10 protein-coding genes are annotated in these 17,673 nt (G+C 35.0%); 9 read left to right on the top strand and 1 reads right to left on the bottom strand.

What is annotated here, in order from left to right; translation table 11 throughout:
- Window positions 1-72: 72 nt before the first annotated feature.
- From FN817_RS20660 to yidC, 3 genes are all read left to right on the top strand, one after another.
- The gene (locus FN817_RS20660; RefSeq protein ID WP_142719584.1) at window positions 73-642 is read left to right on the top strand and encodes a YceI family protein; all 570 of its coding nucleotides are present in this window, start codon (window positions 73-75) and stop codon (window positions 640-642) included.
- Between the two features lie 225 nt (window positions 643-867).
- On the top strand, window positions 868-2,475 hold the full coding sequence (locus FN817_RS20655; RefSeq protein WP_142719583.1) for a CTP synthase: 1,608 nt from the start codon (window positions 868-870) through the stop codon (window positions 2,473-2,475).
- Window positions 2,476-2,679: 204 nt separating this feature from the next.
- Window positions 2,680-4,479, top strand: a complete 1,800-nt coding sequence (yidC, locus tag FN817_RS20650; protein ID WP_142719582.1) for a membrane protein insertase YidC — start codon at window positions 2,680-2,682, stop codon at window positions 4,477-4,479.
- A 129-nt stretch (window positions 4,480-4,608) separates the two neighbouring features.
- Here the strand turns inward: yidC and FN817_RS20645 are convergent, their stop codons facing one another.
- The gene (locus tag FN817_RS20645) at window positions 4,609-5,193 is read right to left on the bottom strand and encodes a ribonuclease HII (protein ID WP_142719581.1); all 585 of its coding nucleotides are present in this window, start codon (window positions 5,191-5,193) and stop codon (window positions 4,609-4,611) included.
- 549 nt (window positions 5,194-5,742) lie between these two features.
- Between FN817_RS20645 and FN817_RS20640 the strand changes: the two genes are divergently transcribed.
- The 6 genes from FN817_RS20640 to argS all read left to right on the top strand — a co-directional run bounded on the left by FN817_RS20640 (window position 5,743) and on the right by argS (window position 17,558).
- On the top strand, window positions 5,743-8,748 hold the full coding sequence (locus FN817_RS20640) for a SusC/RagA family TonB-linked outer membrane protein (RefSeq protein WP_142719580.1): 3,006 nt from the start codon (window positions 5,743-5,745) through the stop codon (window positions 8,746-8,748).
- Window positions 8,749-8,773: 25 nt separating this feature from the next.
- A complete protein-coding gene (locus FN817_RS20635; RefSeq protein ID WP_142719579.1) occupies window positions 8,774-10,387 on the top strand; it encodes a SusD/RagB family nutrient-binding outer membrane lipoprotein in 1,614 nt (537 codons plus the stop codon).
- Between the two features lie 408 nt (window positions 10,388-10,795).
- Entirely contained in the window at window positions 10,796-13,753 is a 2,958-nt protein-coding gene (locus tag FN817_RS20630) for a SusC/RagA family TonB-linked outer membrane protein (protein ID WP_142719578.1), read from the top strand.
- A 3-nt stretch (window positions 13,754-13,756) separates the two neighbouring features.
- Window positions 13,757-15,217: a SusD/RagB family nutrient-binding outer membrane lipoprotein gene (locus FN817_RS20625; protein WP_142719577.1), complete on the top strand. Its 1,461-nt coding sequence runs from the start codon at window positions 13,757-13,759 to the stop codon at window positions 15,215-15,217.
- A gap of 56 nt (window positions 15,218-15,273) precedes the next feature.
- A complete protein-coding gene (locus FN817_RS20620; protein WP_142719576.1) occupies window positions 15,274-15,723 on the top strand; it encodes a lipocalin-like domain-containing protein in 450 nt (149 codons plus the stop codon).
- Window positions 15,724-15,797: 74 nt separating this feature from the next.
- Window positions 15,798-17,558 (top strand): arginine--tRNA ligase, encoded by a 1,761-nt coding sequence (argS, locus tag FN817_RS20615; protein ID WP_142719575.1) that lies wholly within the window; start codon window positions 15,798-15,800, stop codon window positions 17,556-17,558.
- Window positions 17,559-17,673 lie beyond the last annotated feature (115 nt).

The raw sequence follows: 17,673 nt of genomic DNA, 5'->3' as shown, positions 1-17,673 counted from the left end.
CATCCACGGTAGAAATATCTTTCATATCTTAGCTTTGTTCAATTAATAATAGTAATGTAAAATATAATTACAATGAAAAAAGTATTTTTATCTTTCGTATTTGCGCTTTTAAGTGTTGTAGCGTTTGCACAGGGAACCTGGCAGGTAGATCAGATGCATTCATCGATTAACTTTAATATCAAGCACATGGGAATTAGTTTTGTGCAGGGAAGGTTTGATAAATTTGATGGAAAAGCAGCCACTGGTAGTGCTAATCTGGATAATGCCGATTTAAACTTTTCTATCAGTGTTCCAACCATTAATACGGGAGTGGACATGAGAGACAGACATCTTATAAGCGAAGAGTTTTTTGATGTTGCAAAGTATCCAACTATTGAATTTAAAAGTTCTTCCGTTACAAAAGATAAAAACAACAATTATATCGTAAAAGGAAAACTGACGATGAAAGGTGTGGAGAAAGAAATCAGTGCTCCGGCTACATTCGGTGGAATTACAAAAAATAAAGACGGAAAAGAAGTTATGGGAATTCAGACGAAATTTACAGTGAATCGTCTGGATTATGGCATTAAATATGATCCGTCTGGTGCTGGAATAGCAAAAGATGTTGAAGTAACAGCTTATTTTGAATTTGTTAAGCAGTAACATTTCAAAACATAAAACTAAAAAGGTTTTCCACTCAATGGAAAACCTTTTTAGTTGATAGAGAGAAATCATGTTGGTTATAACTTTGTTTCATTTGCTTATATCGAATATAGATAAAAATTTTTATCAGGTTTTATTATTGTTTGAGTGGTGTTTTTTAATTTTCAAAATGTAAATAATTGCTTTGTATCTCTTTTTCCCATAACTTTGCACAAACCTAATCTAATGAGTAAAAAGAATACAAAGTACATCTTTGTGACAGGAGGTGTAACTTCATCTTTGGGAAAGGGAATCGTTTCTGCTTCTCTGGGACTTCTACTAAAATCACGCGGCTTTAATGTAACGATCCAAAAATTAGATCCTTATATCAATATCGACCCAGGAACTTTGAATCCTTATGAGCACGGAGAGTGCTATGTAACTGAAGATGGTGCGGAGACGGATCTGGATTTAGGCCACTATGAGCGTTATCTTGATGCTCCTACATCCCAAAACAACAACGTTACTACAGGAAAAATCTACCAGACTGTAATTGAAAAAGAAAGAAAAGGAGATTTCCTTGGAAAAACAGTTCAGGTAATTCCTCATATTACTAACGAAATCAAACGTAGAATTAAAATCCTTTCAAAACAGAACTACGATATCATCATTACGGAGATCGGAGGAACGGTAGGGGATATTGAATCTTTACCATACATTGAAACTGTTCGCCAGTTGAAATGGGAATTGGGAGAGCGCAATTCTATGGTGATTCACCTTACTTTACTGCCATATCTGGCTTCAAGTGGAGAATTAAAAACAAAACCATCCCAACACTCCGTTCGTCAATTGATGGAAAGCGGAATTATGGCAGATGTTTTAGTGTGCAGAACGGAACATAAAATTCCTAAAGATCAGAGAGCAAAGCTTGCTCAATTCTGTAACGTTGCCTTGGAAAACGTTATCGAGTGTAAAGATCTGGAAACAATCTATGAAGTTCCGATGTATCTTCAGAAACAAAACTTTGATGATGTAGTATTGAAAGAACTGGATCTGAAAAGTGATAAAACAGCTGATCTTAAAGACTGGAAGAACTTCCTTAAGAAATTCCAGAATCCAAAGAAAACAGTTGAGATTGCATTGGTTGGAAAATATATTTCTCTTCAGGATTCATATATTTCTATTGCTGAAGCTTTCAAACATGCAGGAGCTGACCTTGAAACTGAAGTAAAAGTAAGATGGGTATACAGTGGAGATATCACAGAGGAGAATATTAAAGATACTCTGAAAGGAGTAAATGGTATCCTTGTAGCTCCAGGTTTTGGAGACAGGGGAATTGAAGGAAAAGTTCTTACTGCAAAATATGCAAGAGAAAATAAAATTCCAATGTTGGGAATCTGTTTAGGAATGCAGATCATGACGGTTGAATTTGCAAGAAATGTTTTAGGACACACCAAAGCAAACTCAATGGAATTTGATACAGCAACTCCGGATCCTGTAATTTCTTTAATGGAAGAACAGAAAAATGTAGTAGATAAAGGAGGAACAATGCGTCTTGGAGCCTGGAAATGTTCTTTGAAAAATGGTTCTAAATTATTTGACATCTACGGAAGCAAGAATATTTCTGAAAGACACCGTCACCGTTATGAATTCAACAGTGATTATCTTCAGGAATTTGAAAAAAATGGTTTCCTTGCTACAGGTACAAACCCTGAGACAGGCTTGGTAGAAGCGCTTGAGCTTCCTGATCACCCGTTCTATGTGGGAGTTCAGTATCACCCGGAATATAAGAGTACGGTAGCAACACCGCATCCTTTATTCAGAGCTTTCATCAAAGCTTGCGAAAAGAAATAAGGTAATATTTTATCATAAACGTCTACACATAAACTCAGGCTGATTATTCTCAGCTTGAGTTTATTATATAGTAATGTATTATAGTATAGAGTTTTGATAAAAAAACAGTATTTTTGTCAGCTCAAATTTGCTGCAGATTTATCAGTTTTCTTATAGTTCTGCAGTAAGCTAAGAATAGGAAATTTTAATTATAACAAAAATAAAATGCAACAAAACAACGGAATCGATAAGAAGCAAATGATTAGTTTCGCGGTTTTATGCCTGGTTCTCTTCGGTTTTATGTTCTATTTCCAGAACAAACAAGTGAAAGAAGAGGAGTTAAAAGCTCAGCAGCAGAAAACGGAACAGGTAAAAAATGCCGTAAAACAAACTCAGGCAAACAATATCAATCCAAATGTAACTCCGGGTGCAATTCAGACTGCCAGCCTGTCAAACACAGAATTAAATGTTGAATTCTCAAGCTTAGGAGGACAGGTTTCTAAAGTTCAGCTTTCAAAATATAAAGCATATGATCACAAAACAGATAAAGCAGATCTTCCTCTTTACCTGATCAATAAAAATAATTCTAACTACGGTTTCCAATTTAAAGATAAAACAGGAAAAGTAATCAATACTAAAGATTTAGTTTTCTCACCTGCTGTTAATGGAAATTCGGTAACGATGACGGCCAATTATAATGGTGCTGCTATCCAGTTTATTTATACATTACTTCCAAAATATACTTTAGATTTTAAAGTAAGAACTCAAGGTTTAGCCAATATCACATCTGACAATAAAGCAGATTTTATCTGGGATTACAATGTAAGAAACCTGGAAAAAGGTAGAGCTCAGGAGCAGTCTCACTCAGAATTCTCTTATGCTTTCAATAATTATAAGGATTATGATTATGATGGAAGAACAACAATGGATGAGGAGAAAGAAACGCTTAACTGGATTGGAGTAAAGCAGCAGTTCTTTTCTTCAGTGATTGAAGCTAAAAATGGTTTTACACATAGTAAAGGTAACCAGGAGACTGTTGAGGAAGGAGAGTATTTGAAGAAACTAAATTATGAAGGTTTCGTTCAGATGACCGGAAGTGAATTGAATCAGGATTTTACATGGTATTTTATGCCATTGGATCTTCCATTGTTGAAATCTTATGATAAAAACTTTGATGAGATTTTACCATTAGGATGGTCTTTTATCGGTTGGATGAACCGTTATTTCTTTATGTGGTTGTATAGTGTTATCGCTAGCTGGGGATTATCTGCAGGCTGGGTAATTTTTGTAATGACAATCATTGTGAAGTTGATTTTATCACCAATTATGTATAAGCAGCATAAATTGAGTGCGATGATGAAGGTAATCCGTCCGGAAATTGATGAAGCGAATGCTAAATTTAAGGATGCGGATCCAATGAAGAAACAGCAGGCTACAATGGAGATCTATAGAAAAGCCGGAGTGAATCAGATGGCGGGATGTTTACCGGCATTGGTGCAGATTCCTATCTTCTATGCATTGTTCCGTTTCTTCCCGAACTTTATTGACCTTAGAGGGCAGGGGTTCTGGTTTGCAAAAGATTTAACGGCTTATGATGATTTGATCAAACTTCCGTTTAAAGTTCCTTTCCTGGGAGATCACCTGAGTATTTTTGCATTAGCTTGTACAATTGTTATCTTAATATATACGGTAATGACTTCAGGAAATATGCAGCAGCCTCAACAGGAAGGAATGCCAAATATGAAGGTTTTAATGTATATCTTCCCGATTACATTCCTATTTTTCCTTAATACTTCGGCTTCAGGTCTTTCATGGTATTATTTTGTATCGAATGCGATTAACATCTTAATTATCCTTGTAATTAAATACCTGATCCTGGATGAAAAGAAAATCCATGCTCAGATTCAGTCTAACAAGGAAAAACCGAAAGCAGAAGGTAAGTTCCAGAAGAGAATGAGAGAAATGATGGAGAAAGCTCAGGAGCAGCAAAAAGTTCAGGAGCAGCAAAGAACTAAGAAAAAATAATTCTTAAATTATATTATAAAAAAGAGAAGCAATGATTTATTGCTTCTCTTTTTTTATTTGGATTTTATTTAGAATGATTTCAAATTTCTCATCTTGGCATGAGAATTTAATAATTGAAAATGAGGTGTTTCAGTCATATTTCAGTCTGAAAGATTGTCTGTGATGAGATGTCGGACCATGCTTTATCAAGGCTTCTTGGTGTTTTTTTGTGGCATAGCCAAAATTAGTGTCCCAACCGTATTCTGGATGCTCTTCATGAAGTTGGATCATTAATTTATCCCTATAGTTTTTGGCAAGAATAGATGCTGCAGCAATAGATAAAACCTTAGAATCTCCCTTAATAATACATTGATGGGGAATGTACTTATAAGGATGAAATTTGTTTCCATCTACCAGAATAAGCTCCGGAATTATGGTAAGCTTATCCAGTGCATGATGCATCGCATGAATACTTGCGTTAAGAATATTATGCTCATCAATAAACGAAGGAGGAAGCTCTGCTATGGCATAGTTTTTCACATTATCTTTGATGTAGCTATCCAGTTCCATCCGGGTTTTGAACGTTAATTTTTTTGAATCATTCACCAGATTTTGTTTGAAATCATCATCTAAAATTACTGCAGCAGCTACCACCGGACCGCTTAAACATCCTCTTCCTACTTCATCACATCCAGCCTCGATGTAAATGTTCGACCAGTTTTTTATTAGCTCCATATTTGTCAAATAATAGATGCAAAATTAAAAAAAACAAAGATAGTATTCCATGGTTTGGTAAGATGATTTTGTCAAAATGCAAATTGACGTAATACTAATTTTTTTTAAGGTGATTTCCTAAAGATGTTAGATGGTTATTTCTTATGAAAAAGATATTTTTTTTGATAATAATATTATTGTTTCTGATTTCTTATGTTTTTTGTTTTTTTTGGTGAAAGTGAAAGTATTGAAAATAATGTTCCTAATATGTTAATATTGTGGTGTTTTTCTTAATGAATTCAATTAATTAATTGTAAATCAGGTTTTTGAATTTTATTCATTTATTATTGATGTCAAAAAAATCGATAAAATTATTATTGTGGGATTAAAAAAAATATTGTTTGATTTTTTTTTAATATTTGTTAAGAGAAATAATTTTAACAAATATTAATATTTTATTTTTAGTTTTTATTGTTAATAATTGAAAATTTTATTTTTTTTAAGAAAATCCTTTGTAATTTTAAGAAAGTTTTACAAATTTGTAGCCTGTAAAAAATAATTGAATTTGATATGAAGAAATTAACTGCGAGTGTATTTGCGGTTGTGCTATCGTCCTCATTTGTGATGATGTCAGCCCAAAACACGAAGGATACTCTAAAAACCAAAAATATAGAGGAGATAGTTGTTACCGGAGCCTTAGGTATCAAAAGAAAGGCTGATGCGGTAACAAATACACAGCAAGTTGTAACGACAAAAGAGCTGAATCAAGCGTCTGCACCAACTGCTGTACAGGCGTTGACAGGAAAGGTTTCAGGTTTACAAATCAATTTGACAAATAATGGTGTAGATCCTAGTTATAGAGTTGTCTTAAGAGGTGCTAAATCTATAACGGGTAACAATCAAGCATTAATTGTAATTGATAACGTTATTTCATCTGCTGACATCTTACAGCAGATACCACCAGAAGCAATCGAAAACATTAACGTAATTAAAGGTTTACAAGGAGCAGCTCTTTACGGTCAGCAAGGGGTAAATGGGGTGATTATTGTTACTACAAAAAGAGGTACGAAATCTGAGAAACTTCAGATGACATTCAATTCATCTATTGATATTTCTAACGTTTTCATGCTTCCAAAAGTTCAGCAGAAATACGGGAAAGGAGTTCAGGATGAAGGTTGGAGTGATGTAAGCTATGGTGGTACAAACTATGTGCCGTGGGAAAACATGTCTTGGGGTGCTGCTTATGACAATCCGGTTATCGGAGGAACTATGATGCCTTCAGGTCTTCCACAGGCTGATGGATCATTTATTTATGAAAAATATGCTCCAGTGAAAAATTTCATGAACAAATTTTTCTCAACAGGAGTATTAACTCAAAACGGAATTACTGCAACTGCAGGTGGATCTGATTCATATGTATCTTTCTCTGCCAACAGAACAGAAAACAATTTCGTAGTTGAGGGAGATAAATTGAGACAAAACAGTTTTATTTTCAAAGGAGGTAAGAAAATTGGAAAATTGAGAATTGATGGTAACATCAACTATATTAATAGAATAGTATCTAATACTAACTCATCTTTATACGATGATATTCTTCAGACTCCTACTAATAATAATATCAAGCTTTATAGAAATAGTGGTATTGAAGGATATTATACAGGATATGCTGTAAACCCTTACTGGACTATCGATCACGAGAGATATGACAGACGTAGTGATTATTTCAGTGCTATCCTTGGCTTGGATTATGAGCTAAATAAAAATATCAATATTACGTATACCGGAAACCTTACATCAAGAGGAATGACTTATACAAGACATAATGATGGTGCAGTTTTCAGTAAAACATATAATCTTCCAGGAACATCTATTGATGGAATTACTTTTGGTGATTTAGGACAGGGTGATATCACTTCTTGGTATTATGAAAGTACATCAAAAGAAAGAAATTTTTATGGTGATTTAATGGTTAACTTTAATTATGATTTAACAGATAAAATCAACTTAAAACTTAACATTGGTAATAACATCCAGGACAGAACTTATAATGTAACCTCTGTGGGGGGGAATAATCTTGATATCCCAGGTTGGTATAATATTAGGAACGTCCTGAATCCAGATCCTTTTTCAAGTGCAAATTTAGATAACTATCAAACGAATAGTAGAATCATTGCAGGATTTGCGAATTTAGATTTAAGTTATAATGATTATTTATTCTTAAACTCTACCTTTAGAATTGAGCAATCTTCAGTAATGTCTACAATCCCTTATAATACAGGTAAGAGAACAAACCCGGTTTATCCATATTATTCTGTAGGTTTGTCTTTTGTTCCTACAAAAGCATTTGCTAATTTAAAAGGAGATATTCTTAATTATGCAAAAATTACAGGTTCATATACAAGAGTAGGTAATACTTCTGCGATTCCTCCATATGCAACAGATGAGATCGGAGTATTTCCAACAGGATTCCCTTTCAACGGCTTAAGTTCATATATCAATAACCAAACTCCTACGGCAGTAGATATTAAACCTGAATTTGTTAATACTTTAGATTTCGGAGTATCTCTAGGATTCTTGAAGGATAGAGTTAGATTAGATGCTTCAGTTTATCAGTCTACTACTGATGATTTGATCACAGCTAAAACAACATCTAGTGCATCTGGTCTAACCAGCGTTCTAGATAACGTAGGTAAAATGAGACTAAGAGGTCTTGAAGTTGATTTAGGATTAACCCCAATTAAAACAAAAGATTTTACTTGGGATATGAAAGTGTCATATTCTACTTACAGGTCTAAAGTATTAGAATTGGCTGATGGAGCTGATGAGGTATCATTATTGAGCAGTACTGCAGCGGCTGTAGGTATATTTGCTGTAAAAGGATCTGACTTCCCGGTTATTAAAGGAAGTGCATTCCAGAGAGACGATCAGGGAAGAATTATTGTTGATTCTAAAGGAAATCCTTTGACAACAAGTAACCTTCAGGTTTTAGGAAGAGCTACCCCTGATTATATTCTTGGATTCTCAACTAACATTAAATATAAAGGATTCACATTATCTGCAATGGGAGACTTTAGAAAAGGAGGTAAATTTGTATCGTTTACGAAAAACTTACTTGCCTTTACAGGAGGTTTAGAAGAATCAGCTGAGTTTGACAGAACGCAAGGATATGTTGTCCCTAATTCAGTACAAAACACAGGTACGGCAGCCAATCCGGTTTATACTCCTAACAATACTCCAGTTGGAGGTGCGGGAACTTATACTAACGTTACTAACTACTTCTCTAGTAGTGCTTATAGAGCTGTTGGAGAAAACTTAGTAGTGGATGCAACTGCATTGAAGATTAGAGAAATCGCATTGAGCTATGATATACCAAAATCTGTCCTAGGTTCTACTTTCTTGAACTCACTGACGGTTGGTGTTTACTCAAGAAACCCATTCTTTAAGTACGCAGATAACAATAGAAACTATGCGGATCCGGAAACTGCAAGTACAACGGGGAATGCTGCAGGTTTTGCTTATACGACGCAGTATCCATCGACTAGAAGCTTTGGTTTAAATCTTAAAGCATCTTTCTAAACTTTTAATTAATTATTACTTGAAAATGAAAAAATTTAAATATACAATACTAGGTTTAATTGTTGCCTCTATGACGTTGACTTCATGTGATCATTATCTGGATATTAATGAAAATCCAAATAACATCCATGCAGAAGCTATTACTCCAACCTTATTGTTCCCTGGTGCTGTTGCTCAGACTTATAGAACTCAAGCTACATGGATGAATAGATTTGGTGGGCTTATGATGAACTCTTATGCTGGTAACTCTTATTCTTTTGGATCTCCATTTGGTAATGAATATACTCTGAATGTAGATAGTTCTTTTTATCCACAAATCTGGGATGGTTTATATAGAAACGTGAGTAACTTTGTAGCGATTGAAAAATTTGACAATTCAACACATAAATATGATAATTACTTAGCAGCTGCAAAAGTAATGAAGGCATTCTATATGCAGACAGTTGTAGATTTATATGGTGATGCTCCTTATAGCCAAGCATTTATGGGGCAGGCAAATTCCACTCCAAAATATGACAATGATGAGGAAATCTATAGATCATTAATTCTTGGTATCAACGATGCAATTACGATTATTGATAATGCAAATGCTGCAGCTCTTGAATTAGGCCCTACTGATATTGTTTTCCAAGGGGATATGGATAACTGGAAGCGTCTTGCTAATACTGTGAAATTAAGAATGTTGGTTAGAATGTCTAAAGTAACAGGTTCTATGGCTACTTTTAGAGATCAGCAGCTTCAAACTTTATCAGGAGCAGACTTCGTAGAAAGTGATGTTTTAGTTAACCCTGGTTATAGTGCTGCTAATGATGATCAGCAAAATCCATTTTTTGGATATTATGTAAGAAATAGTTCTAATTCTCAGTTGCAAAACAATACATTATTTACAGCTTCTGAGCACATTGCAACTTGTCTTAACGGTAACCCTTATAATATGACTGATAATGTTTATCAGAAATTTAATGGAATCATTGATGCAAGAAGAGGAAGAATGTTCTCATTAATTTCTTACAATGGTCTTCCCGTTGTTAAAGGAGTTAGACAAGGTGCTACACCAGGTCAGCCAGGAGCTCCAACGGATCTTACTACTGTTTCAAGATTTGGGAATGGTTTGATATTTGGTGCAGGAAGCCCTACAAGTAATGCCCAGCTAACATCTGTGGGATCTGCTAAACCAGGTGTTTTAATGACTCGTTCAGAGAGTGATTTCCTTCAAGCTGAAGCTGCTGTAAGATATCCAGCTATTTTCTCTAATGGTCAAACCAAGTTCGAAAATGGTATCAAGGCATCTTTTGATTACTTATATGCAACAGCTGGTACTTCTACTACTTACATTGCTGCAATTCAAACTAAAGTAGGTTTAGGATGGACTGGTACTAATGATAATAAGATTGAAGCGATCATGACTCAGAAGTGGTTAGCGACTGCAGGAATTAACCCTACAGAATCTTTTATTGATTATAACAGAACTGGTTTCCCGGTTACGCCTATGGCAACAACTTCAGCGAAGCCTAATAAACCTTACAGATTGATGTATCCGTCATCGGAATATGTAGCTAACTCTGCGAACGTTCCTCAGATTTCAAATGCGCAGTGCTTTACTAAGAATCAAACGACTCCATTCTGGAATCAGAACTAATTCTTACAATACAATTTTAATATATTTTACCGCCTTCGGGCGGTTTTTTTTATTTTAAGATCTAATGTTTCTTTAAATTTTAAAATATGTATAGCATAGTATATGTGCTGATTATAGAAGTTTTTTATCTCTTGCTGGATTTCAAGTTATTGACATTCAAATTGTTTAATCTCTTTTATGTGAAGATTTAATATAGATATTATCAATTTATATGATTGTTATTATTTCTTAAATAAAATTAACAATAAACTAATTTGTTTTTGTTAAATATCTATTTTTTAACTTATTTTAATACTTATTTTGTTGTTTTAATTCAAAAAAATTAAAAGAAATGTAATTTTTTTAAATTTTGCTTTGTGGTATTAATAAAGTTTTACAAATTTGTAAAGTCACAAAAATTAATTTGATATGAAGAAACTAACAGCAAGTCTTCTTGTTTTAGTACTGTCTTCTTCCATAGCTGTTGCGAACGCCCAGCAAAAGAATGATACTATTAAAACAAAAGAAATTGAGGGGGTGGTTGTAACCGCACTCGGGATTAAAAGAGAAAAAAAATCTCTTGGTTATGCTTCTGAAGAAGTAAAAGCTGCAGAATTAACCGGTGGAACTACCAATACAGGTAACGTAGCATCTCTTCTTTCAGGAAAGGTGGCCGGACTACAGGTAAATACAAATAACAACTTTGGCGGATCTGCAAACCTTTTAATCAGAGGATATAAATCTTTGTCAGGAGGTTCTCCACTTATTGTAATTGATGGTTCACCGGTTAACAATAACACGGTAACCGGATCTACATTCGATTATGGTAACTTCCTATCAGATATCAATCAGGAAGATATTGAATCTGTAAACGTATTGAAAGGAGCTGCTGCATCTGCTTTGTACGGTGAAAGAGGGAGCGATGGGGTAATCCTGATTGTAACGAAAAGCGGAAGAGGAAACAACGACGGAAGCTGGGGGGTTACTTTAAACTCGGGAATCACGGCAGGATTTATTGATAAATCTACATTCCCTACGTATCAGAAAAAGTATGGTGCAGGATATGGTGGCCAGGCATGGAATGAAGACCCGGGTCCTGGAGGTTACAATTATGCTAACTTTGTAGATGATGCATCTTATGGGCCTGCATTTAATCCTAATCAATTGGTTTACCAATGGGATTCATTTGATCCTTCTTCTCCAAACTATGGAAAAGCCACACCTTGGGTTGCCGCGAAAAACGGACCTATTAAATTCTTTGAAACACCAGTCACTTATATTAATACAATTACCATTGAAAAAGGAAATAAAACTTCAAACCTTTCCTTATCATATTCTAATATGCTTTCCAATGGTCTAATGCCTAATTCAGAGCTGAGAAAAAATACAATATCAGCGAAATTTAATCATGATTTCACAGACAAGCTACATGCTTCTGTCTTTACCACTTTAACTTTACAAGATACAAAAGGGCGTAACGAAACAGGATATTCTGACAACGTTGTTACTGGTTTCAGACAGTGGTGGCAGACAAACGTAGACGTATTGGCATTAAGAGATGCTTATGCTAACAACGGGAATAGTAACTTTTCCTGGAATAGGTCTACAGCTGCAGATGGAACTCCTCAGTATTGGAATAATCCATATTTCCAGAGATATCAGAATTATCAGTCTGATGACAGAACCAGAATATTCAGTTATGCTCAGTTGAAATATGATGTTTCCAAGAATTTTGGAATTACAGGGAAATTATCTTACGATGATTTACAAATGGTGGTAGAAGAAAGATTAATGAATGGCTCTCTTCCTCAGGCATTTGGTGCATCCGGGCTTAATGTAAGTTCGGGATATGCAAGAACCAATGTGAAAAATACTGAGATCAACTTTGATTTATTTGCTAATTACAAGTTTGATATTACTTCAGACCTGAGTGTTAGTGGTATTGCGGGGGGGAACGTTAGAAGAAACCTTGTGGATAATATTTTTATGAGTACAGAAGGAGGTTTATCTAAACCTGGACTGTTCGCGATATCAAACTCCATAAGAACCATCCTTCCACCTGATGAGAATTATGCAAAATGGGTTACTTCCAGTTTATATGCAACAGCATCATTTGGATATAAAAACTTCTTATTTGTAGATGGTACTTATCGTGTAGACCAATCTTCTAACTTACCGAAAGGAAATAACAGCTATGGATATCCTTCTGTTACAGGTGCTGTTATTCTATCCGAATTTGTAAAACAACCATGGTTAAGTTTCTGGAAGTTGAGAGCAAACTACGCTGAAGTAGGTTCTTCTACCAATAATTACAGATTGGTCAATACTTTCAAAGCTAGAGGTGAGGGTCTATTTGATCAGCCTTATTTCCTTGCGAATCCAAACCTTAAACCTCAGAGATCTAAGGAAACTGAATTTGGTATGGAGGCACAGTTTTTCAAAAACAGATTAGGTTTTGATGTTGCAATCTATAAAACAAGAACATTTGATCAGATTATCAACTTGCCGGTTTCTTCCGCAACAGGATATAGAACATTCCTTGTAAATGCAGGGCAGATTGACAATAAAGGGGTTGAGGTACAGCTAAACGGTACACCATTTAAAACAGATAATTTTACATGGGATGTTAATGTGAACTGGTCTAAAAACGAAAATAAAGTTATTGCATTAAATGGCGATTCTCAAAACTATTTGATGGCAAGTTACCAGGGAGGAGTATCTCTTAATGCTCGTGTGGGAGAATCTTTTGGAGCTTTAGTAGGCTCGGATTATGTATACAATGCTAATGGTGATAAAGTAATAGATCCTGCTACCGGTCGTTATTTAAGAAATAATAATCAGGTTATTGGAAATATCACGCCAGATTGGGTAGGGGGTATCAGAAACAGTTTCCGTTACAAAGATTTCACAGTAAGTTTCCTTATTGATGTTAAAAAAGGAGGAGATGTATTCTCTACCGATATGTATTACGGATTGGCAACTGGTCTTTACGCAGAAACTGCTGACTACAGAGAAGGAGGTTTTGTGCATCCTGGGGTTAATCCAAATGGAAACGTAAATACAACACCTGCAATTAATCCTGGATCTTTTGGTAACGTTGACGGATATAGAAGAATGCCGAATAAAAGATTTGTTTATGATGCATCTTACGTAAAACTGAGAGAAGCAAGTATAGGATATAGTCTTCCTAAATCAGTCCTTGCCAATACTTCTATCCGTGACGCAAAAATTTCAATTGTAGGGAGAAACCTTTGGATTATCCACAAAAACTTACCGTATGCAGACCCGGAAGCGGGTACAGGAAATGGATTAGCATCTAAAGGTAATTCTATTGGGGTATTACCTACTACCCGTGATATTGGAATTGATATAACTTTAAAATTCTAGAAAATGAAAAAATTATTTTTAATTATAGGTTTAGCTTCATTAACGTTAACATTTACATCATGTGAAAGAGATATCACTTCACTGAATGATGATCCTAAACACCCTACCGAAGTGCCTTCAGGAGTACTTTTTGCAAGCGCTGAACATGCACTTCTTGATCAGGTATTGTCTGCTAATGTAAACCGTAATATTACAAGATTTTTTACGCAGCAATGGTCGGAAACGACTTATACTGATGAGACCAATTATGATATGGTGACAAGACCAATTCCAAGGAATCATTATAATCGTATGATGGCATCTGCCTCAGCAACCATTAACTCTCCCGGAGTATTATCTGCACTAAGAGATGCCAGAAGATTTCTTGACAGTGAAGGTGTAGATGCTGTTACCAAAAACAATAATATTGCTATGATTGAATTGGTAAATGTGTACGCATGGGCCAATTTAGTAGATACCTATGGTGATATTCCTTATTTTGGAGCATTGAAAGCTACCGCTGAAAATCCTGGAAGTGCGGAAATCCCTTACGATGATGCTAAAACGATATATCTTGATCTTATTAAGAGAATTGATGCGGCTGTTGCCATGATTAATACTACTGGTAGTGGATATAGCAATGATTTGATCTACAAAGGAGATATGAGCAAATGGAAAAAAATGGGTAATTCTTTGAAGTTCAGAATGGCAGTAACATTGGCTGATAGTGATCCGGCGTTGGCTAAATCTTATGCTGAAGCAGCTTATACAGCAGGATTATTTACTGAGAAAGGAGATAATTTTGGTCTTCAGACGTTCCCATCGGGATTATTATCAAACCCGGTATATCAGGATGTAATCCAATCTGGTAGAAATGACTTTGTTCCGTCTGATATTCTTGTTGACTTCATGAATACTACATCTGATCCAAGAAGAGCAACATGGTTTACAAAGGTTGCTGGTGCTTATGTTGGAGGTGTATATGGTGATCAGAATGTTTTCAGTAGCTATTCTCACTTTACAAATGTTATCTCAGGGGAGAATGCACAAGGCTTTTTGCTAGATTTTTCTGAAATCCAATTCCTTAGAACTGAAGCTGCTGCAAGAGGTTTTAGTGTTGGAGATACGGCAGCTAACTTATATTCCGCAGCAATTAAGGCTTCAATGACTGAATATAATATTAACGATGCTACTGCCACTGCATTTATTGCAGCTAATCCTTATAATGCAGCTAATTGGAAAAAATCTGTAGGAGAGCAGGCTTGGGTAGCAATGTTTAATAAAGGATTCCAGGCATGGAACTTTGCAAGAAGATTAGATTTCCCTGTATTTCAAAATCCAGGAGGTTCTGTAGTAGAATCAGTACCGGTAAGAATGAAATATTCTGACCAGGAATACCTTCTTAATGCTAAAAATGTAAATGCTGCAGCTTCAAAAATTGGAGGTGATAAAGTATCAACAAAACTGTTTTGGGATAAATTTTAATTTAAATAATAATTCTTCAGGCCAGTTTATGGCTTGAAGAATACAAAAACTTTTATATGAGATTTTTTATAGGAATTGTTCTTTTTATGAGCATTACATCATGTTCTAGTGATGACGACCGCGTAGTTGTAAATGAAGATGTAAGTATTAACGGAACCTGGAAGCCATATAAATATGAGTTCAAAGGTAAAGATATCGTCCTGACAGATTGTGAAAAGAAAGGAGTTATATTTATCAATCCAGATTTTTCAGGATCTTATGAAAGATATGATGTTTCTTCTTCTTCCGGAAATTGTAATTTGTTTGATTCCTTTGGAGGAAAATGGACCTTTGATAAAATGTATCAGACATTAACTCTTACCTATACAGAAGCTGGAGTTTCCAAAACATTGAAAAAGGAAATAGATTCCTATTCTACTACTGAACTCAGAATTAATGACAACAGCAAAAACTTGGACACTACGCCCGGCAATGATGAGGCAGTCTTAGTTTTCAGAAAAGAATAAATATCTCATTTACTTATAAAACCGCCTTCGGGCGGTTTTTTTATTTCCGTATATTTGTACTTCAAAATTTTGAAATGAATATTAAAGATATCATAGAGCAAAAACTTTCAGAAGTCATTTTAAATGTATACCAGTTAAAAGACATCAAGCTGGAAGTTCAGGAAAATAAAACGGAATTTGAGGGTGATTTTACCATTGTTACTTTTCCGTTGGTGAAACAGTTGAAAAAAAATCCTGAAAGTATCGGGGTTGAATTAGGGGAGGCTTTGACAGAGCAGACGGAAATTTTTGAAAGCTTTAATGTCGTAAAGGGTTTCCTTAATGTTAAGATTAAAAATCAATTGTTTGTAGATAACTTCAGATCTGTAAGCAAGAATTTCTCTACTATAGAAAAGAAAAATGCTACGGTAATGGTAGAATATTCTTCACCGAATACGAATAAACCACTTCACTTAGGGCACATCAGAAATAATTTATTAGGATTTTCAGTAGCTCAGATTTTAAAAGAAGCCGGATATGATGTAATTAAAACTCAGATCATTAATGACAGAGGAATTCATATCTGCAAATCAATGCTGGCTTGGGAAAAATTCGGGAAGGGAGAAACTCCTGAAACAACGAATACCAAAGGAGATAAGTTTGTTGGAAACTATTACGTAGAATTTGACAAAAATTATAAAAAAGAAATTGCAGAGCTTGTAGAGCAGGGAGTAGGAGAAGAGCAGGCTAAAAAGGATGCTCCGGTGATGAAAGAAGCACAGAAAATGCTTCTGGATTGGGAGAATGGAGATGCAACGGTAAGAGCGCTTTGGGAAGAAATGAATTCATGGGTTTACAAAGGATTTAATGAAACATATAAAAGACTGGGTGTTGACTTTGATCAGGTTCAATACGAAAGTAATACCTATATTTTAGGAAAAGATCTTATTCAGGAAGGACTGGATAAAGGTGTGCTGTATCGGAAAGAAGACGGTTCTGTTTGGTGTGACCTTACCGATGAGGGACTTGATCAGAAATTATTGCTGCGTTCAGACGGTACATCAGTATATATGACACAGGATCTTGGAACAGCAGTTGAACGTTTCAAGCAAAATAATATTCAAAAGCTGATTTATACCGTAGGAAACGAGCAGGATTATCATTTCCAGGTTTTATTTAAGATTCTTAAAAGACTGGGGTATGAGTGGGCAGATCAGTTATTCCACCTTTCTTATGGTATGGTTGAACTTCCGGAAGGTAAAATGAAATCCCGTGAAGGTACGGTAGTAGATGCAGATGATTTAATGCAGGAAATGTATGAAACAGCGAAATCTAAAGCTCAGGAATTAGGAAAACTGGAGAGCCTTTCTGAAGAAGAGAAAGAAGCATCATATGAAACAGTGGGGCTGGGAGCATTGAAATACTTTATGCTTAAAGTAGATCCTAAGAAAAAAATGCTTTTCAATCCGGCAGAAAGTATTGATTTTAATGGGAATACAGGGCCATTTATTCAATATACTTATGCACGTATTCAGTCATTGTTGTCTAAAGCTGGTAGTTTACAAACAGAAACAGCTGATATTGAATTAAATCAATCTGAAAAAGAATTGATTATGCAGCTGACAAACTTTAAAACTGTAGTAGCCAAATCAGCGGAAACTTTGAGTCCGGCTTTAGTGGCAAACTATGTTTATGATCTGGTTAAAGCTTATAACTCTTTCTATCAGAATAACCCAATTCTGAATCAGGAAGATGAAAATGTAAAACAATTCCGTTTGAATATTTCAGATATCACAGCGAAAACGATTAAAAAATCGTTGGAACTATTGGGAATAGGAACAGTAAACAGAATGTAAAAATAAAATCCTCCTGAATTTAGACTGCACCCAAAAGTTTAGACAAAATTAAACAATATTATTATATGAAAGAGTTCGGTACTGTACCGGACTCTTTCCTTTTAGATTAAGTCTT

The sequence above is a fragment of the Chryseobacterium rhizoplanae genome, assembly GCF_900182655.1.
Classification (GTDB): Bacteria; Bacteroidota; Bacteroidia; order Flavobacteriales; family Weeksellaceae; genus Chryseobacterium; species Chryseobacterium rhizoplanae.
This window is presented reverse-complemented; position numbering and strand designations above follow the sequence as displayed.

Coding starts and splice junctions, on each gene's coding strand:
- FN817_RS20660 (WP_142719584.1), top strand. CDS start 73: ATGAAAAAAGTATTTTTATCTTTCGTATTTGCGCTTTTAAGTGTTGTA.
- FN817_RS20655 (WP_142719583.1), top strand. CDS start 868: ATGAGTAAAAAGAATACAAAGTACATCTTTGTGACAGGAGGTGTAACT.
- yidC (WP_142719582.1), top strand. CDS start 2,680: ATGCAACAAAACAACGGAATCGATAAGAAGCAAATGATTAGTTTCGCG.
- FN817_RS20645 (WP_142719581.1), bottom strand. CDS start 5,193: ATGGAGCTAATAAAAAACTGGTCGAACATTTACATCGAGGCTGGATGT.
- FN817_RS20640 (WP_142719580.1), top strand. CDS start 5,743: ATGAAGAAATTAACTGCGAGTGTATTTGCGGTTGTGCTATCGTCCTCA.
- FN817_RS20635 (WP_142719579.1), top strand. CDS start 8,774: ATGAAAAAATTTAAATATACAATACTAGGTTTAATTGTTGCCTCTATG.
- FN817_RS20630 (WP_142719578.1), top strand. CDS start 10,796: ATGAAGAAACTAACAGCAAGTCTTCTTGTTTTAGTACTGTCTTCTTCC.
- FN817_RS20625 (WP_142719577.1), top strand. CDS start 13,757: ATGAAAAAATTATTTTTAATTATAGGTTTAGCTTCATTAACGTTAACA.
- FN817_RS20620 (WP_142719576.1), top strand. CDS start 15,274: ATGAGATTTTTTATAGGAATTGTTCTTTTTATGAGCATTACATCATGT.
- argS (WP_142719575.1), top strand. CDS start 15,798: ATGAATATTAAAGATATCATAGAGCAAAAACTTTCAGAAGTCATTTTA.